The sequence below is a fragment of the Halalkalicoccus subterraneus genome (assembly GCF_003697815.1).
Taxonomy (GTDB): Archaea; Halobacteriota; Halobacteria; order Halobacteriales; family Halalkalicoccaceae; genus Halalkalicoccus; species Halalkalicoccus subterraneus.
The window spans coordinates 18,606-44,468 of record NZ_RDQG01000078.1; the positions used below are offsets into that span (position 1 = coordinate 18,606).

Genomic DNA, 25,863 nt, shown 5'->3' on the forward strand with positions numbered 1-25,863 from the left:
AGACCGAGTTCATTGGCGCGGAGCCATTGACATGGTACTGACCATTGGTCACTACTATCAGCGCGAAATCAGTGGGCACACTGACGAACTCAATACCGTCAGTCCTCGTCTGGTGGCATGACCGGCGCGGAGATGCTCCCAGATCGCTCAAACTTGTTAGCAGTGATAGCGCCAGGGCGGGCTCCAACCTCACCGAGGGCGATCGTGGCTGCCCACGCCTCAGCTCGACGTAGCCGATACCGGAGCGTCGTCAGGGGGAGATCGAGATCGGCAGCGAGATCGCCCAGCGTTGCATCTCGGGGGTGCTCGTAGTAGCCCATCCGTACAGCGGCTTCGAGTGCCTGACGCTGTTCGTACGGTAGGTCTGTGCCGTACTGTGGTTGTCGAGTTTCTACCCAACGTTCAGGCGTGCCGATCCGCCGGACAGTGAGCGTGACGCCATTTGGGAGGTCCTCTTGTAGCGTTCGGCGGAAGGCATCGACGTCTCGATCGGTCGGAATGAGTACACGCCATTCGTAATACGGGCCGCGCTGGGTCGCATCGAAGACGAGACCGTCGCCAAAGGTCTCGTACGCGAGATAGCCCAGTGAAGAACAGTAGCTCATATCGGTCACGTGCCGATAGATCGTTCGAGCGGTTGGCTCTCGTTCGATGATCTGGTAGTCGAGTACAGTATCGCAGGCGGGGGTCGGGTACGTGCAATCGTTGCAGTGCTCGTCGAAATAGACGGTTTCGAGCGCATCGAGATCCTGCTCAGGGCCGGTTGCACGCTCGACTCGCCAGCCGCCGTCAGAAGCGATTGACATGCTGAGGGTCGTCGTCACGATCTCCGAGTGTTCGATGAAGAAATCCCGCACTGGATGGACACCACGATCGTATTCGAGGAGAAAGACGTACTCGCGCATAGAAGGACGATTGGTGCCGCGCGGGCTTAATGTATGGTCTCCTTATGATCAGAGGGGTCCCCTTTTTGACAAGAACTCGACCCTACACTACTACTTCGGTGGGTGAACGGTTCGATCGGGATGATCATATCAGGCTTCAGGAAGGGATCCTAACACGCGATTAAAGCGTTCTCGGACGTCAGTAGCGATCTGATCCAGCTCGGGATTATCAACGACCGAGAGCAACACTTCAGGATCGACTGCACTTACTCCAATGGTCCCAGCCTCCGTTTCATAGACGATCACATTACAGGGAAGTAATGTTCCTAGCTGGAGTTCTGTCTCTAATCCCTGATGGGCCAATGAAGGGTTACAGGCACCCAAGATACGATACTGGCGGTACTCCTCGTCTAGCTTCTCCTTGAACGTGTGCTGGACGTCGATATCACAGAGAACACCGAATCCTTCGTCCGATAGCGCAGTCGTCGTTTGTTCAACGATGTCATTGAAATCACCTTGTACTTGCTTTTCAATAGTATAGGACATACAATACAATATTGAACTCCAGCGCTATTAGGTATTGTGTCTGCCTTCTCAGTGGGCTATTGATGAAGTCCAAACTCATAGCCTGCTATATCAGCAGCTGAATATCCGATTCAGCCATATCCTGAATGGCTGTTGCGGCTCCAACACCGACAGTAACGCCATCATAGAAGTCATCCTCATCATACTCCATGAGATCGATCGTCATTTGGCAGGCTTGGAACTCGACGCCCATTTCTAGCGACGTTTCAATGAGTTCCTCGATCGTCGCGGTATCGTTGTCTTTGATGCGCTTTGCCATCATTCGTGTGATCACGCGGTCCATCCCGGGAAGCGCACCGATGGCGTTCGGGACCGGCATATTCGGGTTGCCGACCGAACTCAATTTGAGGTCTTTCGACCGTTCCTCGTGAATGATATCGAGTCCCCAGAACGTGTGAAAGACCGTCACCTCATAGCCGAATGCAGCCGCGGTGCTTGCGAGAATTAGCGGCGGGTACGCCATATCCAACGTCCCCTTGGTCGCGATGATCGACATCTTGGGTGTCTCGTCTGCCTTGTCGGTTTCCACGGTAGTGAGACGCTCTTCAAGAGCAGTGATCCGCGATTCGAGATCCGAGCGAGTCATCTCGTCACTGTCGACTGTCGATGGTGGTGTTGTCTCTGTACTCATTGTTTTACTCGGTTTTTCGCACGTAGTGGGTGAAGACATCCCCATCCTCTTCCTGTCCAAGCAGTTCAACACCAGTGGTTGTATTCGCCCAGCCAGCGACGTCGCTCATGCTTCCGGGATCCGTCGCGAGGACCTCGAGAACCTCACCGGTAGCGAGCTCGTCGATCGTTTGCTTGGTCTTGACGACCGGCATCGGGCAGTTCTGTCCTTTCACGTCCAGCGTTTGGGTGGCTTCGTGTTCGCTCATGATATTGCCTTCACTCCCCAATACCGTGGCTATCGATAAAAGTATACCGGTTAGAATTCAGAATCTACACACTACAATAACCCCACAATAACAGATATTCTTGCTTATCAAGGCGTATTAATCGAATATAGCAGATAGAGTATTGCTCAAGAATAGAAATACTATGCAAAGCTTTATTGGCGCGACTACTGTAGCATAGGGTGACTATGACCGGAACTGACTCACCGAAAGGTGATATCGATTCGATCACTCCCGAGGAATTGAAAGAGCGCATCGATCGTGACGAAGATGTATTTCTTCTTGACGTTCGTTCGACCGATGACTTTGACGAATGGCGCATTGACAAAGAGGGTGTTAACGTCATCAATTACCCGTACTTCCAGCTGCTAGACGGAATTCCGAACGATCTTCTCGACGAGCTCCCGACCGATCGGACGATCACTGTCCTGTGTGCGAAGGGCGGTTCCAGTGAAATGGTTGCTGAGCATCTCCAAGAGGAAGGATATGATGTTAATCATCTCGAACGTGGGATGAATGGCTGGGCGCGGATCTACGAGTACACCGAACTCAATACCGATATGGACGCAACGATCGCCCAGTATCAGCGCCCTTCCAGTGGATGTCTGGCATATCTCGTCGTTTCCGACGGTGAAGCAGCGGTTATCGATCCTCTGCGCGCGTTCACGGAGGAATACGTCCAGGACATCCGTACGCTCGGGGCCGAACTCGTCTACACGCTCGATACGCACATCCATGCCGATCACATCTCCGGCGTTCGCACTCTCGCCGAACAAACTGATGCGACTGCCGTGCTACCCAAACCCGCTGCAACACGTGGTGTGGAGTACGAACGTCTGTACGAAACCGTCACAGACGGCGATACCTTCGTAGTTGGTAACGTCGAAATCGAGGTAATCCACACCCCTGGTCATACTACTGGCATGACCGCCTACCGGATGGGTGGGGTGCTGTTTACCGGCGACGGACTGTTCACCGAGAGCGTTGCCCGACCGGATCTCGAAGATCCTGAGAAGGCGAAGGACGCTGCACGGACGCTGTACGCGAGCCTCACCGAAAAGATCCTCACGCTTCCCGACGAGACAGTCGTTGCGCCCGCCCACTTCAGCGACGCGGCGACGCCTCATGATGATGGTACCTACACGGCCGAACTCGGCGACCTGATCGAGCGAATGGACGCGCTCTCAATGGATGAAGAGTCGTTCGTCGACTTCATCGTCTCAGGGATGCCCCCACAACCGGCGAACTACGAAGAGATCATCGCAGCCAACCTCGGCCAAGAGTCACCTGACGACGAAGAGGCGTTCGCGCTCGAACTCGGGCCGAACAACTGTGCGGCCAGCGAAGAGGCGCTGACGAACTGAAATGAGCGCGCTCGTCTCTCTGCTTGCGCTCGGTGAGCTCTTCCCGAGAGGGACCCTCCCGTACCTCGTCGGCGGGCTCCTCGTCGGTCTGGGAGCGTCTGTTATCTACCTCTCGACAGGGATTATCGCCGGCGCAAGCACGTTCCTCGAATCGACCCTGTCGTATGTCTCCTCGGTTGAACGGTTCAATCGCTTCAAATACGTCACCTCGCGGGGCTGGCGGCTCGTCTTTACTGCAGGTATTGTCAGCGGCGCGGCTGTCTATGTACTGGTCTCAGGCAGTGGGCTTTGGACGACCGACGTCCAGTGGTGGCGACTGTTCGGCGGTGGTATCCTCGTTGGTATCGGAACGCGCCTCGGAAAGGGCTGCACGTCTGGCCACGGCGTCTGTGGTGTTGGCTCGCTTTCAAACACGTCGCTGGTGAACGTTGCGACGTTCCTCGTGTTCGCGATCGGGACTGCACAGCTGGTCCAAGCAGTGGGGGTGGCACCATGAGCAAAACCGAACGAAGCTCGTTGTTCCTCGCGATTATCTATCTCGGTGGGTTGATCTTCGGGTTTGGTCTCGCCATCAGCGGCATGGCCAAGCCAGAGATCGTGCTGGACTTCCTCCAATTCGAGGATTTCGGCCTCTTGTTCGTGATGGGTGGGGCGGCCGTCGTGACCGGGATTACCTTCGCGGTCGCCACGCGGAGCGATCGCGTCGCGCCGCTGACTGGTGATACCTACAAGCGACGGTTGAAATCGTTCGATCGCAATGTCGTGATCGGTGGATCAATCTTCGGCCTTGGTTGGGGCCTCTCGGGGATTTGTCCCGGGGCAGCCTATGCGAGCGTCGGGATTGGTAACTACCCGATCCTGTGGGCTATCGCCGGGATGTTCCTTGGCGCATATGCCCAGGGCTACTTGCGAGCACTTCGATCAACCCCTGCAGAGACCGTCACAGAAACACCCTCGGACTGATCAATCATGTTCCAACAAAATTCGTCATTACTCTCCCGCCAGCGATATTGCACTGATATGGACCGACTCATCACTACTACTGGAGGTGTGAGATGATCGGTCTCGATATACTGGGGAGCACCGCTCAGGCAGTGACGATCGTCGGACTCGTTCTCGTGGAGGCGATCACGTTGTACGTTGGGTATGGCGCCATCACTCGTCTCGCGAGCCCAGCCGTCTTTGAACTGCTCGGAGGTGAGTAGTCGTGGACGTGTTTGGATTAAGTCTCGCGATGATTGCCCTCTTCGTTGGGTTCGGGTTCCTCATCGGTATCCTCTTCGGCTTCTTCGGTATGGGTGGCTCATTCCTCATAACGCCAGCATTGCTGGTATTGGGCTATCCGGCGAAAGTCGCTGTCGGGAGCGGGCTCGCGTTCGTCTTCGGAACCAGTGTCATCGGCGCGCTCAAACATCGCGATCACGGTCAGGTCGATTATCGACTCGCTGCACTGATGATCCTTGGAATGACGCTCGGTATCGAACTTGGCAAACGAGTCGTCTTCCTCCTCGAGGAATTCGGCTCGGCTGATCTCGTTGTCAGCATCGCCTACGTCGGTCTACTTGCCGTGGTTGGCCTGTTCACGCTACGGGATGCACGTACCGAGACCGCCGGATCGGACAGTACCGATCTCGCCGATCGAGTGCAATCGATTCGCCTTCCGCCGATGGTTTCTCTCTCCGGTGGCGTTACCGTCTCCGTCTGGATTGTCCTCGCGATCGGTGTAGCGATCGGCGTTCTCTCTGGATTCCTCGGCGTCGGAGGCGGCTTCCTGCTGATGCCGGTGATGATGTACGGCCTGGGTATCCCTGCTGCTGTCGCGGTTGGAACCGATATCCTTCAGATCACTATCTCTGGAGCGTACGGTGCGTTCGTCTACGCACAGGCCGGTTCGATCACGCTCCCAGTCGTTGGGTCGCTCCTCGTTGGGAGTGCGATGGGCGCGCGTATCGGAGCTGGTGCGACGAAACTGGTTGCCGAGGACGACATTAAGGGCTACTTCGCTGCAATGTTGCTCGCGGGGAGTCTGTCGGTTGGAGCCAACGAACTGAGTGGTCGGTTCGGTATCGAGGCGCTCAATACGGTAAGTATTGTGCTCATCTTTGGTGCAACGATCCTCGTCAGTACGGCGATCGTCCTTGCAGCGATCTGTGCGCTCCGACATGATAGGAAGGGACCGTGGTGTCAACTGGTATCGTCATAGATAGCGGCAGTATTGTGCATACCATGCAAATACTTTTGAACCGCTAATACATAATATCGATAACTGATGGCTAACTCAATGAGTGAAATGCTTCGGCAGGATATGCAGTGCGAGGGCCTACTAGAGTGTTTTCATGATCTCAAGGAAATAGATAAGAACGTCTTTCAGATGCTGAATGAGACCGAGGAACCACTCACCGTTGATGATATCGCCGAGCGGATCGATCGTGAACGCTCGACTGCGTATCGATCCGTTCAGCGCTTACTGCAGGTCGGATTCATTCAGAAAGAGCAAATTAACTACGAACAAGGTGGGTACTACCACGTCTATCGTCCGCGGGATGCCGACGAGATCGCCCAAGAGATGCAGCGAATGTTGAATGACTGGTACGCGAAGATGGGCCAGCTCATTGGTGAGTTCGGCGATAAATACGCCGCCGAACCCGACCAATCACCGCCAATTGAAGGCTAACTGTTGTATTTAATTCTAAACCGACTTATTGAGAGTAGCGAATAGAAAGGGTCTGCTGTGATTCATAGTGATCAGTGTTCTCCTTTTCGTACAGCGAAGGTAGATTCAGCAGAATTCAACACAGTAGCGTCGTTGTTCTATGTAGAATGCTAAAAGAGGTCCTCCGGGATGAAGTAGATGATGCTGGTGGATACATTGCAGAGGTAATCTACGGCGCGAACGACGGTATCGTTACGACTTTTGCCGTGGTAGCCGGTGTAGCGGGGGCCGCACTCGAGCCAGCGATCGTCTTGATCTTGGGTGTTGCGAACCTCCTAGCCGATGGGTTTTCGATGGGGATGAGTAACTACCTGAGCCAACGCTCGGAGCTCGATTACGAGGCGACGAAGCATGGGCAGGCCGTTTCGAATATCGATAAACCTCCTGTCTACACCGCAGCTACGACGTTTTTCGCGTTTATCATAGCTGGTTGGACCCCCTTGCTCCCATATTTGCTCAACATTGAGCCAGCCTTCACTATCTCGATCGTAGCGACGGGTGGGGCGTTCTTCGCTGTCGGTGCGAGTCGAAGTCTCGTGGTCGATCGACTGTGGTATCTGGCAGGATTAGAGATGTTCACGATTGGGATGGTCGCAGCAGGCGTTGCTTACGCTACTGGTGTGTTCCTCGGTGGCCTCGCATAATGTCTGGAACACAGTGATCCTCACAGAAATCCAGTGAGAAGGACATCTCAACACATCAATATACTGATTATCTCTGAGACAGAGCGCTCAAGAGACCGGCTCTACAAGCAACGAGTAGTGAGTCAGGATCTCATCGGAATGCTCTTCGGTGACCCATTCGCGGTTATGAACACGATCGGGTTAGTTGCATTTGCTTTGGTTGGCTCGGCTAAGGCGATCCGTGAAGAATTTGATCTGTTTGGTATTGCTGTTGTTGGATTAGCAATGGCGTTCGCTGGAGGGATGACACGAGATTTACTTGTCGACCGGATTCCCTTAGCGCTCCAATCGCCTGTCGAGATCGGTTTAGGATTCCTTGGCGTTAGCTTAGCGGTCGTATTGAGTGGCGTTCTGATCTCACCTGATAACCATCCAATAACGCTTCTCGCTGATGCTATTGGACTTGCTACCTTCGCTACAACAGGTGCGATCGTCGCAAGCGGAGCGGGCGTCTCAGCCTTTGGTGTCGTTGCTATTGCGACGATCAATGCAGCAGGTGGTGGGGCGATTGCAGATATTCTTCTTGACCGGTCCCCCTTTATCCTCTTTGAGGACTTCTACGCGACGTGTGCAGTGTTCGGTGGAAGCGCGTACTGGATCGTCGGAAGTATTGGAGCAACCGACGGTACCGCTGCCATCGTGTGTGCAGCAGTCACTGTTGGAACTCGGTTGGCCGCAGCGACGTACGGCTGGAATATCCCCTCTATACAGGCTTTGGGGCTCTTAGACAAGTGAGACAGAGCCAATCTCTCTTGTCGTTGATATCCCTCCCTAGTGGTCTACTCGTGTGCGGTAATATCGCCGACGAACCGCACCGCATCCGGTTCCAATAGCAAGTGAGATCCCATAACAGACGACGATAAAGGGAACCCAGTACAACCGGAAGCCAAAGTTCCGGACTTTGGGAAGTATGTTACCAATAGTCGTCATCAAGACGAACAGGACGTATCCTGGGAGTGCAAGCGGGGACCATAATCGCGAATCGATGGTGCTCAGAGCAAGCGGGAAGACCAACAGTGCGAAACTCACCCAGACACTGGGGGCACCAACACGTTTCCTAAGAGTATTGTCGCTATCGGTCATGTCGTTCGCTGGATCCCGTTCTGTTCGAGTAGTTGTTCGGTTATCGTAGTCGTCCAGCGGATCTGTGTCTCGAGATCAAGCAGGAAATCAGTCGACTCAACGAGAAAGCTTGTACTATCTAACTCATGCTGGACCTTCTGAATAAGCAACCCGGAACCCCGATTGATATCACGAATGTCCACTCTGGTGAATCGATGAAATCGCATCGTCTGCGGCACGTGATTCTCGTTCATATAGTCAATAACGTATTCTGCGGTATCGGTTGCTTGTTTTCTCTCTCCCTGTGCGTTCGCCGTGAGGATCACTTGCCCAATCCACCGATGATGAGGGTTGAACAGCCCGCGAGACCGATGTAGATCGATCACAACGTCCGGGTCGGCGTCCTTGACGACCCTCCAAATCGCGCGAGCGAGGGCGCTTTCCGGTTCCTGGCCGCTGGGAAATAATCGGTTGAGGTCGCCGTCCGGCCCTCGGCGGTTGTTTTGTTCGATTGCAGCGATATTGGCAAGCGGGATCACGATCAATCGTCCTGTGTCGATCTCCCAGTTCGTGATGTTAGCCGCAGCTCGATAGCCGTTGATCTCGTTGCCATGCATCCCGCCGAGGATTACCGCCGTCGGCCCCTCCTCGGCGCCGGTGATTTCGTAGACCCCAGTCTCGTGGTTGGTCCCTTCCATAATAATCCCGATGAGTCGATCTTGATTGAGCGCGTTTTTAGCACGGGCAAGTGAGCGATCCGGAGAGCGGTGGATTGATCGGAGCGCCGCCACACTGGCAATCAATGCGCCAGTAAGGGCGGTCGCTCCAGAGGGGAGGAGGGTTCGTCGTCTCACTAGTAGATACTCCAGTGTGAGCTACAATAAGACTCCGGTCGTTCAGTCCTCATTGTTTGCTCGAAACAGATAGTAGCACCAATAGAAGTTCAGTCTCCCCAGACAACCGTTGTCGGGAGTGGGACCTCTCAGGAGGGTCCCTGGCTAGAGCCGTCACCAGCCGTTAAAGGGCGTACCCGCTAGTAGCAGAATATACGATGCGGGACCTTTCAGACGAGCGATGGGGTTAACGGCTGATCGCGGCCAGCGGGATATGGAGATTACTGACGTTCAGACGACGATGGTTGCGGGAACTACTGTGGACTAGGAGAAGAGGCTGTGCCCGGGGTGGGGGTCGTGAGTTGTACCCCTTCGTGTTGCCCTGTTGTCAGTACATCACGATTTCAGCACGGCCGGGTCACCGAGCGAGTCATCTTAAGGGCGAAGCGGAGCAAACTCGAATGGAACGAACGAAGTGGGACCGGGACTAGGACTGACGGCACGCCGAACACAAACATGACTGCCATCCTGAATACGAACGATAATACTCGATCTAGCGGTCGAGCAAACCCTTTTCGCAGTGCCTCCCTAAATGTAGGATATGATTCCCCTCGTCCCGGTGCAGGCGACACTCACGCTCACGTTCGTCGCATTGTTACTCCTCTTTCTCGCCATCGTGACCGTCTGGCAGATGGTCGAGATCGTCGACGCGACCGAGAAACGCGCCCTGACGGTCTTCGGCGAGTACCGCAAACTCCTCGAACCAGGGATCCACTTCGTCCCGCCGTTCGTTTCGGCGACCCATCACTTCGACATGCGGACTCAGACGCTCGACGTGCCGAGCCAAGAGGCGATCACGATCGACAACTCGCCGGTGACCGCGGACGCCGTCGTCTACATCCGCGTGATGGACGCCAAACGTGCGTTCCTCGAAGTCGACGATTACAAGCGGGCCGTCTCGAATCTCGCCCAGACGACGCTGCGGGCCGTCATTGGGGGTATGGAACTCGATGACACGCTTAGTCGACGTGAACAGATCAACGCACGGATTCGCGAGGAACTCGACGAACCGACCGACGAGTGGGGGATCCGCGTCGAGTCCGTCGAGGTCCGCGAGGTCACGCCGTCCCAAGGTGTAAAGGGTGCCATGGAGCAACAGACCTCGGCGGAGCGAAAGCGCCGCGCGATGATCCTGGAAGCCCAAGGTGAACGCCGTTCGGCCGTCGAGACCGCCGAGGGGGACAAGCAATCGAACATCATCCGCGCACAGGGTGAGAAACAGAGCCAAATCCTCGAGGCCCAGGGTGATGCCGTCTCGACCGTGTTGCGCGCGAAATCCGCCGAATCGATGGGCGAACGCGCGGTCATCGAGAAGGGGATGGAAACGCTCGAGTCGATCGGCCAGGGCGAGTCGACCACGTTCGTCCTTCCCCAGGAGCTGACCTCGCTGGTCGGCCGGTACGGCAAGCACCTCACGGGTAGCGACACCAAGATCACCGAAGAACAACTCGACAGCCTCGACTTCGACGAGGAAACCCGCGAACTGCTTGGACTCGACGACATCACCGAAATGATCGCTGGGATTGAGGAGGAGGCACAACCGGATCTCGAGGCAATGGAACGGGAGGCAGACGCGATCAAGCAGGGCAGGGATGTCGACTCCGAATCCGATGACGATGTCGACGTGTCGGAAACCGAAGCCGAATACGAAATGGAGTAGTATTGAGCGAGCGCCAGCGAGTGGGATATGCAACGTGACTTATTTGGTCGTCTACCCTCGTCGCTCGTGTTTGTTCGTCTGTGAGATATGCTGATGAGCCCGAATTGTGTTGATTGGTTGGTGTCGGTGTTGTGGAAGTATGGCAGGTTAGATACCTTGAACGGTCTCGATGATACCGACTGATTCGAGAGTCATCCAGAGGAGAAACAGCCCATACAGTCCCAGAAAGCCGGAGGCCTCGAGGTTCGTGAGTTCGAGATCAGTACGGATGAAGACAATGAACACGAGCGTCGCGAATGCGAGGAACCCCATCGTCGGGATTGCAACGAGGAAATTGATGGTCGCTGTCCCGGACAGAATGACGCCGACGGGAATGGCGACGAGGAGATTGAACGTGTTGCTCCCGAGAACGTTCGTGAGGCTGGTGACGCTGTCGTCGTTTTGAGCGGCGCGCACGCTTACGAACGCATCCGGGAGGCTCGTCCCAGCAGCAATGACGGTCAGTCCCCACAGGAAACTCGGCGTACCGAAGAGAGCGCCGAGTGAGAGGGCGGCGCGAACGATCAGTTCAACGCCGACAGCGATGATCAAGAGTCCCACCGCGAGGAGTCCCCATTCTCGACGCGGTCGCACGTCGATGGAGTCGTCCCCAACGTGTCCACTGGCATCCTGCTGGTGAAGGAAGATGTAGATCCCGTACGTCGCGAGGGGAAAGATCGCCAACGCTGGTGTCAGGATCGCAGCCTCGTTCGTTCCGCCCGGAACGTATGTCGCACCGAGTGCGAACATGATGAACAGAACGAGAACGCTGATAATGTAGAATTGGCCGTCTTTATGAACGATATCGCGAGTTGCCTCGAGGTTCTCGCTGGCGAATGCCGAGAAGGCTGGAATGACGAGGAGGTTAAAGATGGCGCTGCCAACGATCGCTCCGACACCGAGGGAGAACTCCCCGTGGACGACTGTACTGATAACGATCGAACTGATCTCAGGGAAACTCGACCCAACTGCGACAACGATGGCACCATGGACAGCGACCGGCAAGCCATAGTGCTTGCTGAGGCGCTCAGCGGCTCGCTCGAAGTACTGACTTCCCTTCCAGATGATGAGCACTGCAACCACCACGAGGAGGAGCGAGACGAGCAGGCCCGGCATCGACTATCCGTTCTCTATATATCGGTAAAAGTTGTTTCATACAGCTGTACTGGGCTTCGGGTCGGTAGGCCTCATCAGTGAGAGCGTCAATTCGAGCTCACCGGAGTCGTTTCCTTGTCCGGGGGTCTTGCAGAACCCTCAGAGTCACCGATTAGGATGATACGTTTCTTTGCATGACTGAGGGAGACATCGAACTGGTATCAACTCTCATCCGGTCGGTGACCGTTACTGATATCGAAAGACCGGCGATACAATCGGATCACGTCCATTAGCGTCGCAAGTAGAAGAGACTAGCAAATCTAATAATACCATGACAATTGACGAAATCCGTTTCACCACGACAAAATTGCTGTCCACGTTCGCTCGACTACTGCAGGCAAGCAGCTTTAATATTTGAGAGAGCAATTATAAGAGAGGGAGGGAAAAAAGAAATGACATACGATGCGCGAAATCCTCATCAAGAACCATGGCTCTACGCATGCCAGCGTTGTGGTGCTCCATATAAAGAGAAGCTAGCGTTTTGCCGCGAGTGCAATGAGGCCACAATTGTTCCTATTACAGAGATTGTTCGCGAGTGAGATTCATTCGTCTGAATCGCATTCTACCTGAGATGTTCAATGACAGATATTGTATGATAAATTTACTTGAAAGCGGGCAGTGTTGCACAAGGCTACGTCTGAATGCTCACACTGTGGTGTGATATGCGTCCGAAAATAAAGTCAGAGAAATCGTTTTTATCCCCTACACCAAGGTAAGGCTGTTCGGAGTTGTCACTAAGAGAGGAGGGCATGCCCGGGGTAGTTATCGAAGGCTATGCTCCTTCCTGTTGACTCGGTATTAGGTCATCACGCTCTCTATGAGGGGTTGGTCGGTTTCCCGATCACAACGATCGTGATATCGGTCGGCCGCATTTTCGCCGATAACGACGAGCTTCTTCCCGCGACGTTTCGTCTACTCAACCTCGTTGTTCCCCAGTTTCTCGAGGATGTCCATGACATGGGCCACTGTTTGCGTGTGGGGTAGATCAGCGTGCTCAAACAGCCAAATCGCGACGAATATCATGAGTTCAAGCAGCTGGACGGACAAGAGATAACGCGACCAGACGACACGACACCACATTCGAAGTATGTAGCTGCCAGACAGGGGCTATAAGCGAATTCATAGCTGACGACGGGTCGTATCGTGGCTGCCAGTAGCGACGGAAGAGAGCGATTCACTACGTCTATTGAACGGATTTGCTTCCTAGGAACAATAACTACGGAGTACGTCTCATGGTCCGCGGTCATCATCAAACAGGAATTTGTGACTCTGGTGAGATCGTCCAGAGACGAACTAATCGAGATATCCAGCGCTACAGATGGAGAAGACGGTACCAAACCGACTAGTCTACCTCTCTGGTAGTTATCGGAGACGCCGTACTGAAGACAGTTCCCCCGATACGTCACTTATGACACGAGACGATGACCAAGTCAACCGGAACCGATTCGCGACTATCGCTGTCGGCGCAGCTGAGAACACACCACGTTTCAACCACGGTAGCACGAATGATGTCGTCGCGCCCATCCACCTCTCGAGCACTTTCGAGTGGAGTGGCAGAGACACTACCAACGAACACGAATACTCGCGCGAGAGCAATCCGACACGGGCAGCCCTCGAAAAGCAGGTAGCCCGCCTCGAAGGCGGCGAGCATGGCCTGGCGCTTGCCTCGGGGATGGCCGCTATCTCGACGACGATGCTATCACTGGTCCCGCCGGGAGGTCACCTCGTTTCGTCGGATTCCATCTATGGCGGGACTGAGAAACTCCTCACGAAACTGGTCGCCGGTCACCTCGGTATCGACGTCGAATTCGTCGACGCTCGCGAGCCCGAAAACATTGCCACGGCCGTCGATTCAGATACTGACTTGATCTGGGCGGAGACACCGACGAACCCGCTGATGCGGCTGTGTGATATCCGCTCGATAGCAGACATCGCCAACGATCACGGCGTTCCGTTCGGGGTCGACAACACCTTCGCAAGCCCGTATTTTCAGGCCCCACTCGAACTGGGTGCCGATATCGTCGTTCACAGTACTACCAAGTACCTCAACGGCCACTCGGATTCGATCGGTGGAGCCGTCATCACCGACGACGACGAGATCTTCGAGAAACTGGCATTTTCCCAGCGGATTGGGCTCGGGAACGTGCTTTCGCCCTTTGACTGTTATCTCGTCGCACGAGGCATCAAAACGCTGCCAGCACGGATGAAACACCACCAAGAGAACACGATGGCGGTCGCTCGTCTCCTCAAGGGCCACGACCGAATCACCCGGGTCCACTATCCGGGCCTCGAGAGCCATCCCCAACACGACCTCGCAGCCGAACAGATGTCGGGGTACAGCGGGATGCTGTCCTTCGAGTTCGACGGTTCGCTCACCGAAATCGAGGCGTTCGTTGAAGGGCTCACGGTATTCACCCCCGGGACCAGTCTGGGTGGCGTTGAAAGTCTCGTTGAGGTGCCGTCGCTAATGAACCCCGATCAGGTCAACAACGAATCGGCCACTACGGACATTCCCGAGACCTTGGTCCGGTTGTCAGTCGGCATCGAAGACAGCGACGATCTCTGTGAGGACCTCCGGTCAGCGCTCCCGTAGGCGGACGAATCCCACCCTCCCGACTATCTCGATCCGTAAGCGAGGATACGAATCGCTCCCAAACGAACGAGTTGCATTACCAGTAGCGACGTCTTGGAGTACTCCTCCGCGTTCAATAACCGAAGCGACTCTATTTAATGGTGGTCGAATCAGAAGACCCGTTAATGGTAGCTCCACTCGCTGAACCCGCTGTTCTCGCTGTCGTAAAGGAGACCCTCTATCCGAATCTCAACACTGATTCGGAGCAGTCTGCCGTCACGGAAACCCAGTTTACGACACCTACGTGGGGCGGGTTGATGTGTATACAGGAGTTGTCTGCTGGCTGTTCAGCAATACGACACCATCAATTTTAATACATAAGTTTATCTATAAGAACGTCATGCGTTGGTCACCCGTGCTTCGAACCCACCTGCATCTAGCAATCGTTCGTACTGCGATTTACTGATTCCCGCCTGGCCGAGTTCCGTTGTATGAGCGTCACTTCCACCGGTAAGAAGGAGGTCATGGCGTTCGGTCGCCTGCACGTCGAGATCTGAACTGGATGCGATATTCGGACTCGAATACGGATAGTAACACTCTACTGCGTCGAGTCGAGACGCCAGTTCGAGTACCGCCTCCGGATCGTCGTAGCGGTAGGGATGGGCGAGACTGACCACCCCACAGGTATCGGAGAGCAACTCGACACCCGTTTCGAACGAGGGGATCTCGCGTGGCACGTAACAGGGGCGGCCGTCGGCGATGAGTTCGTCGAACGTCTCCTGATACGAGAGGGCAGTCTGGGGGTGAGAGTCGACCGCACGGGCGATGTGTGGCCGACCGGTGCCGTCGTCGATCCCCATGTCGAGCTCGACCCCCAACTCGCTTTCGACCAGGTCCACGATGCGCCTGGCACGGCTTTTTCGATTTTCCTGAAGACGGTCAAGTTCGTCGCAGAGCGCCGGCGATTCGCTCACACCGTATCCGAGCAGATCGATCCGCTCGTCCAGCGACGCGACCTCGACGCGCAGTTCGATGCCATGGATGACGTCGATACCGTCGATACGCGTCCGCGGAACGTTCAGCTTCGGGTGGAGTCGATCGTGATCCGTAATAGCGACGGCGGAGATACCGGCGTCGGCCGCCGCAGCCGGAATCTCGTCAAGCACCAACTCCCCGTCGGAGTTCGTAGTGTGTACGTGCAGATCCGCATGAATCGAACCCTCCATACTTCATGATCCTCGCCGCTCGGGTTAAGTTCACTGCCGTCGGATGCCGTGTGACCTACCGACGGGGCCGGAAAGTAGTACGTTGTTTGGCACGGGGCGGTCGATCCGATAGGCGGACGCTCGACGGGATCCGCCGTTCAGTTCGAGAGGTAGACCTCCTTGCGGTCCATGATGTTGCGAACGGTCGCGCGAGTGATATCGGCCCGTCGAGCGACGGATCGCTTGCTCTCGCCGGCCTCGACCTCCTCAATGACGGCCAAGGCGGTCTCGTAGTCCTCGTTCGGGACAAGGGTGCCGTTTCCGTCGCTGTCGAACCCGAACGGGGGACGCCCGACGTGTTTCCCCTCGGCCCGCGCCGCGGCGATACCCTCCTTGGTCCGCCGACTGTTCATCGCCGTTTCGAGTTCCGCGGCGATGCCGAGTGCGCGGAGCATCGTATGGTCGTCCGCATCCTCGGAACCCGATGCCGAGGCGCTGATCCGGAGACCGGATTCGACGATGTGGACCGCAACGCCGCGTTCGACGAGTCGCGTGACGCGGTCGTAGAGGTCACGCATGTTCAGGGCGATCCGCGAGGCATCGCGGACGATCACGCGTTCGATGTCGCCCTTATCGGCGAGGTTGAACAGCTCCTGGTCGCTCGAGGAGGGTGCGTTCCGAGCCTGTAACGCGGTATCCGACAGTACCATGACCTCTGCCGGATCGAGATTCAGTGCCGTCGTCGCGTAGTCGAGTGCCACCTCCTGCTGTTCCTCCTCCGAGCCTATCGCCGCCGTATCGCGGATGTAGATGGCCGTCGTTTCGTTGACCATTGAGCCGTTCGTCAGAGGATGAGAATTCCGATGTAATGTACCTTACGGGTGGTCTCGCGCCCACGTACGCTCGATTGGAGCGGAATTCGAACGGCTCTCCGACCCTCATGGCGGAAAGGTAGCTAATTCTACCATGGGAGAAACTCCCCTATTTACCCCGAATGTGAAAGCCTTGCGTTTTTCCGGCTTGCAGAAGTGGGTTTATCCAGTCGATCCCTCGCCTGGGGGTAATCGATCCCACGGATGTCGGGATACGAGAATCCCCGAGGGAAAAGGGTCGACAAATGAACACGGCTCATGATGAAAGCACAAACGACGGATCCCGGCCGTCAGTTCCGCTGGCATGCCGGCTCAGAGGGCGAACCGATGGAGGGTGTTCGATGAGCCTCGAGGACCCGCTATCCGCTCCTCATGACCGAGCCCAGCGGAAGTATGAACGGGTAAGAGACGGGGTCGTACCGGAGGAGAAACGGTCGATCCTATCGGAACACCGGGCCGACGACTTCGACAGCGTCCTGCTGATCGCGTCGGCGTCAAGGGGGGGTAGTAGCCTCCTGTTCGACACCCTCCGGTACCACGAGGGGACGTGCAGTCCCGATGGCGAACACGGCAAGTGGTACACCTTCAATGGGATCTGTTACCCGACGTTCGACTCGGACCGAGTTCGCGCGGAATTCGAGTCGTTCGATCGGGAGAAGCTCCTCACGAACCTGCTCGCGGATGTCGGTGCGACCGAGGCGTCCGGCGACCGGACCCACCGCGTGGACAACGCGCTCGTCCGGCTTCCGCTACAGTTCCCGGACCGGGAGCTTCCCTACGGGCGGATGCGCGAGCGGTTGCTCGACGGAGCCTCGCTCGACGAGGTGCTCGACTCGGTCGGGATCTCGCCGACCCACTACGACGCGTTCGCCGACGGGGACGCCGACGAGGCGATGGAAGACGAGGCGATCGAGGAGCGGCCGTTCATCAGCTCCCACGATCACAAGCGCGGGTTGGTCGAGGAGGACTTCGAGCGGACGCTCGTGTTGAAGACGAGCGTCGACGCCTACCGGCTCCCCTGGATCAGAGAACAGCTGTTTCCCGAGACGGACGTCGACATAGTCCATCTGACGCGCAACCCCGCGGCCTCGATCAACGGGCTGTATGACGGCTGGCGGCTCAACCGGGGGTTTCAGACGTACGACGTCGGCGAACTCGATCTCGAGGACTACGACGGCTCGCTGTGGAACTACGACCTCCCACCGGGCTGGTTCAGGGACGGTCGACTGATCGACGTCTGCCTGAAACAGTGGACACAGGCCCACCGGCACGTCCTCGACGGACGCGAAGCGTTCGACGACGTCCTCAGAGTTCGTTTCGAGGACCTGCTTACCGAGACCGAATCCACGGTCGAGAGAGTCGTCGAGTTCGCGGACCTCGGCGACTCGTCGCTGCTCGCGGAGAACGTCGACGACCTCAACCAGGTGATGACGACGAAGGAGCCTGAGCGCGCCCGCTGGCGGAACCGCGAGGAGCTCGTGCATGGCGCGCTCGACCGGGCCGACGAGCCCTTCGAGGGCGTCGTCGAGGAGCTCGGGTACACGGAGGAATCCGAATGGATCTGACCGAGACGGCGGCGTACCACGGCTCGTCGTACTCCCACCGGGAGAGTCCGGCGAGCGGCGACTACCGGGGAAGGCTCGAAACGGCGTTCCTCTGTACGCTCGCGGGGGAGCCCGACGCGGAGCCCGACGAATACCAATTCCTCGAGACGCCGGACGTCGAGGCGTTCAACGAGGAGATCCGGGCGTACCGCGATCTCCTCGAGGACCATGGGACCGAAACGGTCGTCGCCGAATCGGCGTACCCGAACGCGACCTACACCGCGGACGCGTACCTCGGGTTCGGCGGCGACTTCTACCTCTCGCGGATGGCCTCGGACGTGCGGAGACGCGAGGAACCGGACCGCTTTGCGTTCGCCCACGAGTGCGGCTACGACCCGGTCGTTCCGTTCCCGGCCGACGAGTACTTCGAGATCAGCAACGCGATCCCGTCGAACGACGGACTGGTCCTCGGCGTCGGACAGCGCGGAACCGATCGGGCGGCGCGGCGACTCGCCGAGGCCGTCGACTGCGAGACGACGATCGTCGGAATCGGCGACGACGTACAGCACCTGATGGGCGCGCTCCGCCCGTTGCCCGATGGCCGCGCGGCGGTTCGCCCCGGGAAGATTGAGGAGTACGGAGAACTCGAACAGTGCTACGACGGCTTCCTCGAGTTCGACGAGACCGAGGAGATCGTCGAGAAACAAGCGATGAATTTCACGATCGCGGCAGACGGTACGATACTCATGCCTAACGACACACCCAACGCGGAGACGAAGCTAGCCGAACAGTACGACGTCGAAACGACCAGTGTCGAAGAGATCCGAACAGGAGCGGGTGGACTGGCCTGTCTCACGGGGAGGGTCGACTGATGGCTGGAGAAACCACCTGGCTCTTCGGTCTGCCGTGCTCGGGCAAGACGACCCTCGCCGAGGGGCTGGTCGGCCCGAACACGGTCCATCTCGACGGCGACTACCTCCGCGAGACGCTCAACGCCGATCTGGGCTTCTCGAAGGAGGACCGAACCGAGAACCTCCGGCGTGCCGCCGGTGTCGCCCAAGCGCTCAACGAACAGGGCTTCGACGTCGTCGCATCGTTCATCACGCCCTATCGGTCCCAGCGTGAATTGATCGCCGAGAAGGTCGAGAACGTTTCGTTCATCCACGTCAACACACCCGTCGAAGTCTGCGAGGAACGGGACGTCAAAGGGATGTACGAGCAGGCCCGTGAGGGCGAGATCGAGGGCTTCACTGGCGTCGACGACCCCTTCGAGGAGCCCGCGAACGGCGAGGAGGTCGCCCTGGAGGTGCGCACGGCGACCCAGTCATCCGAGGCGACGATCAAGGAGATCAACGACGAACTCGGCGTCAAGTTCGACCCGAGTCACATCTTCATCGGCCGGTGGCAGCCGCTGCACGACGGCCACCGGACGATCATCGACTCGGCCGCGGACAACGGCAAGGACGTCGTGATCGCGATCCGCGACACCGAACTCAGCGAGAAGAACCCGCTGACCGCTCAGGAGCGCCAGGAGCTCATCGAGGAGGTCTACGAGGACCACCCGAACGTCGAGACGATGATCATCCCGGACGTCGACACCGTCGCCATTGGTCGGGACGTCGGCTACTCGGTCGTCTCGGTGCCCGAAGAGGTCGCCGAGATCAGCGGCACCGATACCCGCGCGGAGTACGAGAAGAGCGAACTCCTCGAAGGCAAGCACTTCGCGGACTGAGTTCCCATGGTATCGAACACCGCGGACCGCGACCGCGTCGCACTCGCGTTTTCGGGAGGACTGGATACGACCGTCTGTGTCCCGTTGCTCGAGGAGGAGTATGGCTACGACGAGGTGATCGGCGTCACCGTCGACGTCGGCCAGCCAGAGGAGGAATTCGAGGAGGCAGAGGAGACCGCGGAGGCACTCGGGCTCGAGAACCACGTCGTCGATGCGAAATCGGAGTTCGCCAGGACCTGCTTCGACGCCGTGCGCGCCAACGCGACCTACCAGGGCTATCCACTGGGAACGGCACTGGCCCGTCCGGTCATCGCCCAGGTCATCCTCGAGACCGCCGAGGAACTGGGATGTTCGGCGCTCGCCCACGGTTCGACGGGCAAGGGCAACGACCAGCTTCGGTTCGAGGCGGTCTGGCGCGGCTCGGACATGGAGGTCATCGCGCCCGTCCGCGAACTCGGATTAACCCGCGAGTGGGAGACCGAATACGCCGCTGAGCGCGACCTCCCGGTCGAGGGTGGCGACGAGGGGACGTACAGCATCGACACGAACCTCTGGAGCCGCTCGATCGAAGGGGGACAGTTAGAGGAGCCGAGTTACGTCCCCGGCGAGGAGATCTACGAGTGGACACAGGCCCCTAACGAGGAGACTGACCACCTGGAGATTACATTCGAGGAGGGATACCCCGTCGCAGTAAATGGAACGGAGATGGATGGTGTCGAACTGATCGAGCATCTGAACGAACTCGCGGGTGCCCACGGCGTCGGTCGGACCGACCTGATGGAAGACCGCATGCTCGGGCTGAAAGTCAGGGAGAACTACGAGCATCCCGCAGCGACGGTGCTGTTGAATGCCCACGAAGCGTTGGAGGAGCTCGTGCTCACGAAGGACGAGCGCTCGTTCAAGCGACAGGTCGACCAGCAGTGGGCCGAGAACGCCTATCAGGGCCTCGTGGACGCCCCGCTCGTCGAGGGCCTCGAAGCGTTCGTCGACACGACGAACGAACACGCGACCGGTACGGTCACGATGAAGCTCGAAGGCGGGCGGGCCCGACCGATCGGGCGCGAGAGCGAGTACGCGGTTTACTCCGCCGAAGCGGCCTCGTTCAACACCGAGACGGTCGGCGACATCACGCAGGCCGACGCGACCGGTGTCGCGAAGTACCACGGCTTCCAGGACCGCTTGGCGAACACGATCCGCGAGCGAGCCATGGAGCGGGCGAGCGCGGAAGTCGCGGCCGATGGCGGCGACGACGAATCGACTACCCGAAACGAGTGATAATTGTCAGTGAATTCCGGAGTACCGGAATTCGCTGTACTCTCTCGCTGTCAAAGCTATGAACGTCTACGACGGATTGCTCGCAGCCATGCCGGCCTCAGTTGCTGGTGGTGCGATCGTTGGCTGGTTGGGAGCCGTTTCAATCACTGTTGGCCTTTTCGCTGGTAGCGTGCTCGCGGGCGTCCTCGTGTTCGTTTCGCTGTGGGTTGTTCCCCCGACCGCATAATGCTCATCAACCGAAGCTGAACCGATAAGTGTAGAAATCACTCACATGCGAAAGGACATTCCAGAGTCGCCGATAGTAATTGGACGTACTCACACCTAAGTGGGGAACAGTGATATTTGTCCCGTTGGGATTGTTAAGCGATTCGGCAATAGTTCGAACTGTCCGTGTCTCAGTCGACTCTTGGAAGCAATTAACGTACGCGATACCAACTCAAAGAGCTGTTTTCACAGAAGAGAGTCAATACTTGTAAAACAATAACCGTTCGGTAGCTACCAATGTTACACAAGATCCCGATACCACCATTCGCTATAAGCCACTTGCGCTCGGTAAGGGACCACGAACACAAATCTCCACGCTACCTTTATATCACGCTACACCGTAGCACAATTGCTGGCGGAGTACCTATCGCCGATTGGCGAACGGGCACCTTACGGAAAATATTGTTCGAGAGCGACTGCCGTTTAGGTGGACATGTTGCCACGCGTCCAGCCAGGGTCGTGTCCGGTGCGGTCTATGAGATCAGACCGACACGCTGGACAGTAGTCAGGGGTGACCGATTCACCTCGGGGAACGTACACTGCGCCGCCACACTTCACACATGCATCCGCGACGATGGTCGTGCAGTCCGCACAGACGCTGAAGTGGTCAACCGTGAGTTCACGCAGGGGTTCGAGTTGTTTATCGAGGAGATACTCGTCGATGACTGTCTGGCAGTTCTGGCATGGTTTCATGACGATGCATATTATACCTCGTGATCGCATGGTAAATACTTGCCCCGGAGCCAAACTGACTTCCGAAATCCGAACGAACTGTACACGCGGCCAACTGTTCTAACGTACGTACTAAAACAAGAGTAGTGGTATCGCGACACTCGGAAGTGTTATCAGTCGCCGGAGACTACACTTGTTTGTAATGGCAAACGGAACGGTTGATTTCTTCAACGATACTGGCGGCTACGGTTTCATTTCGACTGACGACGGCGACCTCGACGACGACGAAGACGTCTTCTTCCACATGGAGGATGTCGGCGGCGAGGACCTCACGGAAGGTACTGAGGTCGAGTTCGACATTGAGTCCTCACCGAAGGGACCTCGTGCGGCGAACGTCGTCCGACAGTAATACCGAGACACACTCGTCGCTCACGGCGACAAACAATACCCTCGATTTTTCAGACGGTTATACGTTCCAGCTGAGGTATCTGTACACTCCAGAAACACCGACATCAAGAGCGGTGCGTGACCGATACGCACTCTGTATTCAGCACGATTTCTAGAACCCCTCCCCGTTCAAGGAGTTCCAACAACGCCAACTCGCTCAACGAAAGAATAACCAGCTCACAGAAGATCGTCTGTCGTATCATCTGTCCATCACGACTCGGGATAGAAGCATTCGGTGTACCGATCTTCCAAGCGCCAGAGCGGGGAGCACACGCAGTTGCTGCGCTGATTGGCTCTATTCCTGACGACGAATAGTTGTGAGTCATAGATAAACTGGCTCATTCAGATTGGACTAACTGTGGAGCACGATCATACACTAATCATGATAAATCCAATAATCAGAAGTCCATACTATAGGGTCGCTGCTGTCTCTAAAGTATAACTACTACACCTCAGAAAAGTCGACTGTGATCGGCTCTTAGCAGGAGGTTTATCAGCGACAAAGATAGCCATAGATTTGGTTTGTGATCTGGGGATGGGTAGGAAACGTATTGAAGAGGCAAACGTCACATATTTATGATTTGCTCGGGATTTAGCCAAGCCGCATCTTATTTCAATTGAGCCCCTGATCTTTGTCAGAGTGTGAATTGAAGGATATCATCGAACCCAGTTATATATGAATAGTTGTTAGTACCTATTAAGAGCGAACCCCAGATTGGACAATCGAGTATGAGGGGGCGTTCACCGAGACAACTGACGCCCTTGTCTCGAATATGGATCAGAACGGGAACGGGAACGCGAGTAGTGAGGATCTCCAATGGCTTATGCTAACTCTCTACCAAGAAGGCCACCTCGAGAAAATCGAGCTGATCGACGACACATAACGTTAGGAGTCGCTCAGGGGGCAATCGAGGGCAGACCGACATTGACTCGACTCAGGGGACGATCCCACCGAAGAGCGCTGAGATCGAATCTCTCTATCCGTCTCTAAGCACTTGCACTGTTCATGGCGACAATCGCGGAGATTCACCTTCCAGCCGACGAGTTCGCGCTGAGCTATCCATTCGACACCATCGAGGACGTAAACATCGAGATCAAGCGAATTACTGGCGTCAACTGCCAAGTGATCATTTCCCCCCAGAGTATTGCCAGCTTGAGGTGCGGGCCGGTGATGAGCGTTTCCTCTCGCTGGTTGTTACCTTGTGCAACGACCGCTATTGGTGGCACGAGCCTGTTGCACAAGGGTCGCATCTCGGCGAATTCGTTTGGCAATGAGGGTGGTAAGCCAAGTATAGGAACTATACTTATTGCTACCGAACCACAATATCTGACCCGACTATACGATATTAGTAGCGAACGGGAACTGCAACGGGAGCTATCGCGTCTCTTCCAATCCGCCTACAGGAATGACGTGCCAATCGGGCCCACGTGGGTCTGTGAGTGCACAGACCGGCCCGATCTGGAACTACTGGCGATCAAGCTTGCAAAGTCCCAAGACCAGAACGGAGAGTCTTGAGATAGAAAACTCGGGTATCTCTTTTGCTCACAGTACACGCTGACAGACTGTACTGACCAGTTTGGAGAGTGATCTTCAGCAGTAAAACTGCCACTAAGAGCACAGCTTTATCCTGATCACTACCTCCGCATATACATGGCAACAATACTTGAATTGGAGGTTCCGACCAACGAATTCGCGCTTGAAGCAACGCTGACAGAATGCTCAGAGGCGGTCATCGAAATCGAACGGGTTGTGGCGGATGATCCAGACCGGATCACTCCCTACGTATGGGCGCACGCTGATGACTTTGCGGCACTCGAAGCCGCCTTCGACGATGATCCAACAGTCGAAGAGCTCACTCTACTCTCGGAGATGGGTGAGGAACGCTCGTACCAAATGACCTGGACGGGGATGATCGATCAGATCGTTCCGCTTCTGACCGACCATGAGGGAACAATTACGCATGCAACTGGTTCGGTGAATGGGTGGAGCCTTCGCGTTCTGTTTCCGGATCGAGCAGCGCTCTCTGAGGCTCATGATTATCTGAAAGAAGCAGGCTTTTCGCTGTCGATTGGAGCGATATACGAAGCGAAAGATGACGGTCATATCCAGCACGGACTGACTGAAACGCAACACGAGACGATTGTCGCAGCATTTGAAGCCGGCTATTTCACGGTCCCGCGAGAGGTAACACAGACAGAACTCGCTGAACAACTCGGATTATCACATCAAGCACTCTCTGAACAACTTCGACGGGCGACGGGCGCACTCGTTGAATCGACGTTAATCACCGGCGGTAAGAAAATGGAAGAGTGATGTGTTTGAAAGAGGCATTCCGATAATTCGGATCTACTCCATGAGTCGTCCGGATCGGAGTATGGCCAAATTTCGTGAAATGGTCTATGGCTACTTCGGAAATATCTGTTAAGGAATGTCCAGTTGTACTACTGGCAGACCACTCACATTCCCCACACCACACTCATATATACTGTCTCTAACAGCGAGAGTCGATAGGCACTCTGCACGCCATTACAAGCCGTCTATTACGCCCATACTTCGGTACCGGATTCAATGCAATATTCGAGTTGCTCGTCGGGGTAATCGACGATTTCGGCTTCATAACCGATCCTCCTCGAACGGCGAGATATCCCGTCTCTCGGGTTAGGATTCGGGCACGTCGCGCCGGCCTCACTTCGGGAGCAGTCGATACCGGTGATTGATCGGAGTCGTCAGATACGCGAGTGCGATGTGCGCCACCACCATCACTGAAAAGAACCCGATGTTGATCCATGCAGCGTTGTACCACACAAAGTCGATACCAAGAGGCTGGGTATAGAGAGGCCAGAAGGGTTCTATCGGCGTCGAGATATCGGGTGCTGAAAGGATGTCAGCACTCAGATGACTCAGACCTCCGACCAGGAATCCCAGTGTCGTGAATACGAATAGACTGGATGTATCGAACTGCTCGCTTTGAATCCGGTTATCGATCTGAGTGCTGAACAAGCCGGTAAGAACTGCACCGACGACTACACTCGCAATAGTCACGACCAACACCGTATGCGTCACACCATGATGGTGTATTATCTCAGGGAACCACCGACTGAGCCACAGGTCGATATCTGGAAACAGCGAGGCGACGACCGAGAGAGCGATGAATCCGATGCTAGCTCGATCATCCCAGAGGAACCACGCTGGAAGGGCGAACAGGAGGCCGAATGCGATATGACCCGTTATGTCTACCATCGTCTCTGCATAGTTGGTATTCCCCTAGATACTATTTTGGCTTTCAGCTGAAGAACTGAACCTGAATCAAGCATTTCTAATGATTCATCTGTTACTTGCAGCCCA

Annotated in this window: 28 protein-coding genes; 18 read left to right on the top strand and 10 right to left on the bottom strand. The window is 56.3% G+C overall.

What is annotated here, in order from left to right; genetic code table 11:
* Nucleotides 1-98: 98 nt before the first annotated feature.
* From EAO80_RS15905 to EAO80_RS15920, 4 genes are all read right to left on the bottom strand, one after another.
* Nucleotides 99-905: a helix-turn-helix domain-containing protein gene (locus tag EAO80_RS15905; RefSeq protein WP_122090844.1), complete on the bottom strand. Its 807-nt coding sequence runs from the start codon at nucleotides 903-905 to the stop codon at nucleotides 99-101.
* A 129-nt stretch (nucleotides 906-1,034) separates the two neighbouring features.
* Nucleotides 1,035-1,430, bottom strand: a complete 396-nt coding sequence (locus EAO80_RS15910; protein WP_122090845.1) for a DUF302 domain-containing protein — start codon at nucleotides 1,428-1,430, stop codon at nucleotides 1,035-1,037.
* 85 nt (nucleotides 1,431-1,515) lie between these two features.
* Entirely contained in the window at nucleotides 1,516-2,100 is a 585-nt protein-coding gene (locus EAO80_RS15915; protein ID WP_122090846.1) for a DsrE/DsrF/DrsH-like family protein, read from the bottom strand.
* A 4-nt stretch (nucleotides 2,101-2,104) separates the two neighbouring features.
* Entirely contained in the window at nucleotides 2,105-2,347 is a 243-nt protein-coding gene (locus EAO80_RS15920; protein ID WP_122090847.1) for a sulfurtransferase TusA family protein, read from the bottom strand.
* A 206-nt stretch (nucleotides 2,348-2,553) separates the two neighbouring features.
* Here EAO80_RS15920 and EAO80_RS15925 point away from each other — a divergent pair, with 206 nt between their 5' ends.
* From EAO80_RS15925 to EAO80_RS15955, 8 genes are all read left to right on the top strand, one after another.
* Complete coding sequence (locus EAO80_RS15925; protein WP_122090848.1) at nucleotides 2,554-3,729, top strand: MBL fold metallo-hydrolase; 1,176 nt, start codon at nucleotides 2,554-2,556, stop codon at nucleotides 3,727-3,729.
* A 1-nt stretch (nucleotide 3,730) separates the two neighbouring features.
* A complete protein-coding gene (locus EAO80_RS15930; RefSeq protein ID WP_122090849.1) occupies nucleotides 3,731-4,225 on the top strand; it encodes a YeeE/YedE family protein in 495 nt (164 codons plus the stop codon).
* The gene (locus tag EAO80_RS15935; RefSeq protein ID WP_122090850.1) at nucleotides 4,222-4,692 is read left to right on the top strand and encodes a YeeE/YedE family protein; all 471 of its coding nucleotides are present in this window, start codon (nucleotides 4,222-4,224) and stop codon (nucleotides 4,690-4,692) included. The genes EAO80_RS15930 and EAO80_RS15935 overlap by 4 nt, the downstream gene beginning before the upstream one ends.
* A gap of 92 nt (nucleotides 4,693-4,784) precedes the next feature.
* Nucleotides 4,785-4,934 carry a DUF7512 family protein gene (locus tag EAO80_RS19885; protein WP_162994044.1) on the top strand — a complete coding sequence of 50 codons (150 nt, stop codon included), beginning with the start codon at nucleotides 4,785-4,787 and terminating at the stop codon, nucleotides 4,932-4,934.
* 29 nt (nucleotides 4,935-4,963) lie between these two features.
* Nucleotides 4,964-5,932 (top strand): sulfite exporter TauE/SafE family protein, encoded by a 969-nt coding sequence (locus EAO80_RS15940; RefSeq protein ID WP_122090987.1) that lies wholly within the window; start codon nucleotides 4,964-4,966, stop codon nucleotides 5,930-5,932.
* A 66-nt stretch (nucleotides 5,933-5,998) separates the two neighbouring features.
* Nucleotides 5,999-6,403: a helix-turn-helix domain-containing protein gene (locus EAO80_RS15945; RefSeq protein WP_122090851.1), complete on the top strand. Its 405-nt coding sequence runs from the start codon at nucleotides 5,999-6,001 to the stop codon at nucleotides 6,401-6,403.
* A 146-nt stretch (nucleotides 6,404-6,549) separates the two neighbouring features.
* Nucleotides 6,550-7,086, top strand: a complete 537-nt coding sequence (locus EAO80_RS15950) for a VIT1/CCC1 transporter family protein (protein WP_122090852.1) — start codon at nucleotides 6,550-6,552, stop codon at nucleotides 7,084-7,086.
* Nucleotides 7,087-7,203: 117 nt separating this feature from the next.
* The gene (locus tag EAO80_RS15955; protein WP_122090853.1) at nucleotides 7,204-7,860 is read left to right on the top strand and encodes a trimeric intracellular cation channel family protein; all 657 of its coding nucleotides are present in this window, start codon (nucleotides 7,204-7,206) and stop codon (nucleotides 7,858-7,860) included.
* 344 nt (nucleotides 7,861-8,204) lie between these two features.
* On the opposite strand, the gene EAO80_RS15960 is transcribed toward EAO80_RS15955, so the two are convergent.
* Nucleotides 8,205-9,041 (bottom strand): succinylglutamate desuccinylase/aspartoacylase family protein, encoded by an 837-nt coding sequence (locus tag EAO80_RS15960; protein WP_245998652.1) that lies wholly within the window; start codon nucleotides 9,039-9,041, stop codon nucleotides 8,205-8,207.
* A gap of 580 nt (nucleotides 9,042-9,621) precedes the next feature.
* On the opposite strand from EAO80_RS15960, the gene EAO80_RS15965 reads away from it, so the two are divergent.
* Nucleotides 9,622-10,740: an SPFH domain-containing protein gene (locus EAO80_RS15965; protein WP_122090855.1), complete on the top strand. Its 1,119-nt coding sequence runs from the start codon at nucleotides 9,622-9,624 to the stop codon at nucleotides 10,738-10,740.
* A gap of 147 nt (nucleotides 10,741-10,887) precedes the next feature.
* On the opposite strand, the gene EAO80_RS15970 is transcribed toward EAO80_RS15965, so the two are convergent.
* Nucleotides 10,888-11,895: a sodium:calcium antiporter gene (locus EAO80_RS15970; RefSeq protein ID WP_122090856.1), complete on the bottom strand. Its 1,008-nt coding sequence runs from the start codon at nucleotides 11,893-11,895 to the stop codon at nucleotides 10,888-10,890.
* A gap of 1,447 nt (nucleotides 11,896-13,342) precedes the next feature.
* Between EAO80_RS15970 and EAO80_RS15975 the strand changes: the two genes are divergently transcribed.
* Nucleotides 13,343-14,527: a trans-sulfuration enzyme family protein gene (locus EAO80_RS15975; RefSeq protein WP_122090857.1), complete on the top strand. Its 1,185-nt coding sequence runs from the start codon at nucleotides 13,343-13,345 to the stop codon at nucleotides 14,525-14,527.
* A gap of 377 nt (nucleotides 14,528-14,904) precedes the next feature.
* Here EAO80_RS15975 and EAO80_RS15985 read toward each other — a convergent pair whose 3' ends face one another.
* Both EAO80_RS15985 and EAO80_RS15990 read right to left on the bottom strand, forming a co-directional pair.
* Nucleotides 14,905-15,732 carry a PHP domain-containing protein gene (locus EAO80_RS15985; RefSeq protein ID WP_122090859.1) on the bottom strand — a complete coding sequence of 276 codons (828 nt, stop codon included), beginning with the start codon at nucleotides 15,730-15,732 and terminating at the stop codon, nucleotides 14,905-14,907.
* Between the two features lie 137 nt (nucleotides 15,733-15,869).
* On the bottom strand, nucleotides 15,870-16,544 hold the full coding sequence (locus EAO80_RS15990) for a recombinase family protein (protein WP_122090860.1): 675 nt from the start codon (nucleotides 16,542-16,544) through the stop codon (nucleotides 15,870-15,872).
* A 380-nt stretch (nucleotides 16,545-16,924) separates the two neighbouring features.
* Here EAO80_RS15990 and EAO80_RS15995 point away from each other — a divergent pair, with 380 nt between their 5' ends.
* From EAO80_RS15995 to EAO80_RS19890, 5 genes are read left to right on the top strand one after another with little or no spacing between them, the layout of a single operon-like run.
* Nucleotides 16,925-18,148, top strand: coding sequence for a sulfotransferase family protein (locus EAO80_RS15995; RefSeq protein WP_122090861.1), 1,224 nt, complete (start codon nucleotides 16,925-16,927; stop codon nucleotides 18,146-18,148).
* Entirely contained in the window at nucleotides 18,139-18,999 is an 861-nt protein-coding gene (locus tag EAO80_RS16000) for a hypothetical protein (protein ID WP_122090862.1), read from the top strand. Before EAO80_RS15995 ends, EAO80_RS16000 begins: the two co-directional genes overlap by 10 nt.
* Nucleotides 18,999-19,859, top strand: coding sequence for an adenylyl-sulfate kinase (gene cysC / locus EAO80_RS16005; RefSeq protein ID WP_122090863.1), 861 nt, complete (start codon nucleotides 18,999-19,001; stop codon nucleotides 19,857-19,859). The genes EAO80_RS16000 and cysC overlap by 1 nt, the downstream gene beginning before the upstream one ends.
* Nucleotides 19,860-19,865: 6 nt before the next feature.
* Nucleotides 19,866-21,134 (top strand): argininosuccinate synthase, encoded by a 1,269-nt coding sequence (locus EAO80_RS16010; RefSeq protein ID WP_122090864.1) that lies wholly within the window; start codon nucleotides 19,866-19,868, stop codon nucleotides 21,132-21,134.
* Nucleotides 21,135-21,192: 58 nt separating this feature from the next.
* A complete protein-coding gene (locus EAO80_RS19890) occupies nucleotides 21,193-21,360 on the top strand; it encodes a hypothetical protein (protein ID WP_162994045.1) in 168 nt (55 codons plus the stop codon).
* 461 nt (nucleotides 21,361-21,821) lie between these two features.
* Here the strand turns inward: EAO80_RS19890 and EAO80_RS20425 are convergent, their stop codons facing one another.
* Nucleotides 21,822-22,091, bottom strand: coding sequence for a DUF7571 family protein (locus tag EAO80_RS20425; protein ID WP_122090865.1), 270 nt, complete (start codon nucleotides 22,089-22,091; stop codon nucleotides 21,822-21,824).
* Nucleotides 22,092-22,272: 181 nt separating this feature from the next.
* On the opposite strand from EAO80_RS20425, the gene EAO80_RS16025 reads away from it, so the two are divergent.
* The 3 genes from EAO80_RS16025 (at nucleotide 22,273) to EAO80_RS16040 (ending at nucleotide 24,831) form a co-directional block, all read left to right on the top strand.
* Complete coding sequence (locus EAO80_RS16025; RefSeq protein WP_114587455.1) at nucleotides 22,273-22,479, top strand: cold-shock protein; 207 nt, start codon at nucleotides 22,273-22,275, stop codon at nucleotides 22,477-22,479.
* A 1,044-nt stretch (nucleotides 22,480-23,523) separates the two neighbouring features.
* A complete protein-coding gene (locus tag EAO80_RS16035; RefSeq protein ID WP_122090867.1) occupies nucleotides 23,524-24,033 on the top strand; it encodes a hypothetical protein in 510 nt (169 codons plus the stop codon).
* A 135-nt stretch (nucleotides 24,034-24,168) separates the two neighbouring features.
* Complete coding sequence (locus EAO80_RS16040; RefSeq protein ID WP_122090868.1) at nucleotides 24,169-24,831, top strand: helix-turn-helix domain-containing protein; 663 nt, start codon at nucleotides 24,169-24,171, stop codon at nucleotides 24,829-24,831.
* A 372-nt stretch (nucleotides 24,832-25,203) separates the two neighbouring features.
* Here EAO80_RS16040 and EAO80_RS16045 read toward each other — a convergent pair whose 3' ends face one another.
* The gene (locus tag EAO80_RS16045) at nucleotides 25,204-25,758 is read right to left on the bottom strand and encodes a metal-dependent hydrolase (RefSeq protein ID WP_122090869.1); all 555 of its coding nucleotides are present in this window, start codon (nucleotides 25,756-25,758) and stop codon (nucleotides 25,204-25,206) included.
* Between the last annotated feature and the right edge of the window lie 105 nt (nucleotides 25,759-25,863).

What these genes read in the sequence shown, in the direction of transcription:
- EAO80_RS15905 (WP_122090844.1), bottom strand. Translation starts at nt 905, where the DNA reads ATGCGCGAGTACGTCTTTCTCCTCGAATACGATCGTGGTGTCCATCCA.
- EAO80_RS15910 (WP_122090845.1), bottom strand. Translation starts at nt 1,430, where the DNA reads ATGTCCTATACTATTGAAAAGCAAGTACAAGGTGATTTCAATGACATC.
- EAO80_RS15915 (WP_122090846.1), bottom strand. Translation starts at nt 2,100, where the DNA reads ATGAGTACAGAGACAACACCACCATCGACAGTCGACAGTGACGAGATG.
- EAO80_RS15920 (WP_122090847.1), bottom strand. Translation starts at nt 2,347, where the DNA reads ATGAGCGAACACGAAGCCACCCAAACGCTGGACGTGAAAGGACAGAAC.
- EAO80_RS15925 (WP_122090848.1), top strand. Translation starts at nt 2,554, where the DNA reads ATGACCGGAACTGACTCACCGAAAGGTGATATCGATTCGATCACTCCC.
- EAO80_RS15930 (WP_122090849.1), top strand. Translation starts at nt 3,731, where the DNA reads ATGAGCGCGCTCGTCTCTCTGCTTGCGCTCGGTGAGCTCTTCCCGAGA.
- EAO80_RS15935 (WP_122090850.1), top strand. Translation starts at nt 4,222, where the DNA reads ATGAGCAAAACCGAACGAAGCTCGTTGTTCCTCGCGATTATCTATCTC.
- EAO80_RS19885 (WP_162994044.1), top strand. Translation starts at nt 4,785, where the DNA reads ATGATCGGTCTCGATATACTGGGGAGCACCGCTCAGGCAGTGACGATC.
- EAO80_RS15940 (WP_122090987.1), top strand. Translation starts at nt 4,964, where the DNA reads ATGATTGCCCTCTTCGTTGGGTTCGGGTTCCTCATCGGTATCCTCTTC.
- EAO80_RS15945 (WP_122090851.1), top strand. Translation starts at nt 5,999, where the DNA reads ATGGCTAACTCAATGAGTGAAATGCTTCGGCAGGATATGCAGTGCGAG.
- EAO80_RS15950 (WP_122090852.1), top strand. Translation starts at nt 6,550, where the DNA reads ATGCTAAAAGAGGTCCTCCGGGATGAAGTAGATGATGCTGGTGGATAC.
- EAO80_RS15965 (WP_122090855.1), top strand. Translation starts at nt 9,622, where the DNA reads ATGATTCCCCTCGTCCCGGTGCAGGCGACACTCACGCTCACGTTCGTC.
- EAO80_RS15970 (WP_122090856.1), bottom strand. Translation starts at nt 11,895, where the DNA reads ATGCCGGGCCTGCTCGTCTCGCTCCTCCTCGTGGTGGTTGCAGTGCTC.
- EAO80_RS15975 (WP_122090857.1), top strand. Translation starts at nt 13,343, where the DNA reads ATGACACGAGACGATGACCAAGTCAACCGGAACCGATTCGCGACTATC.
- EAO80_RS15985 (WP_122090859.1), bottom strand. Translation starts at nt 15,732, where the DNA reads ATGGAGGGTTCGATTCATGCGGATCTGCACGTACACACTACGAACTCC.
- EAO80_RS15990 (WP_122090860.1), bottom strand. Translation starts at nt 16,544, where the DNA reads ATGGTCAACGAAACGACGGCCATCTACATCCGCGATACGGCGGCGATA.
- EAO80_RS15995 (WP_122090861.1), top strand. Translation starts at nt 16,925, where the DNA reads ATGAGCCTCGAGGACCCGCTATCCGCTCCTCATGACCGAGCCCAGCGG.
- EAO80_RS16000 (WP_122090862.1), top strand. Translation starts at nt 18,139, where the DNA reads ATGGATCTGACCGAGACGGCGGCGTACCACGGCTCGTCGTACTCCCAC.
- cysC (WP_122090863.1), top strand. Translation starts at nt 18,999, where the DNA reads ATGGCTGGAGAAACCACCTGGCTCTTCGGTCTGCCGTGCTCGGGCAAG.
- EAO80_RS16010 (WP_122090864.1), top strand. Translation starts at nt 19,866, where the DNA reads ATGGTATCGAACACCGCGGACCGCGACCGCGTCGCACTCGCGTTTTCG.
- EAO80_RS19890 (WP_162994045.1), top strand. Translation starts at nt 21,193, where the DNA reads ATGAACGTCTACGACGGATTGCTCGCAGCCATGCCGGCCTCAGTTGCT.
- EAO80_RS20425 (WP_122090865.1), bottom strand. Translation starts at nt 22,091, where the DNA reads ATGAAACCATGCCAGAACTGCCAGACAGTCATCGACGAGTATCTCCTC.
- EAO80_RS16025 (WP_114587455.1), top strand. Translation starts at nt 22,273, where the DNA reads ATGGCAAACGGAACGGTTGATTTCTTCAACGATACTGGCGGCTACGGT.
- EAO80_RS16035 (WP_122090867.1), top strand. Translation starts at nt 23,524, where the DNA reads ATGGCGACAATCGCGGAGATTCACCTTCCAGCCGACGAGTTCGCGCTG.
- EAO80_RS16040 (WP_122090868.1), top strand. Translation starts at nt 24,169, where the DNA reads ATGGCAACAATACTTGAATTGGAGGTTCCGACCAACGAATTCGCGCTT.
- EAO80_RS16045 (WP_122090869.1), bottom strand. Translation starts at nt 25,758, where the DNA reads ATGGTAGACATAACGGGTCATATCGCATTCGGCCTCCTGTTCGCCCTT.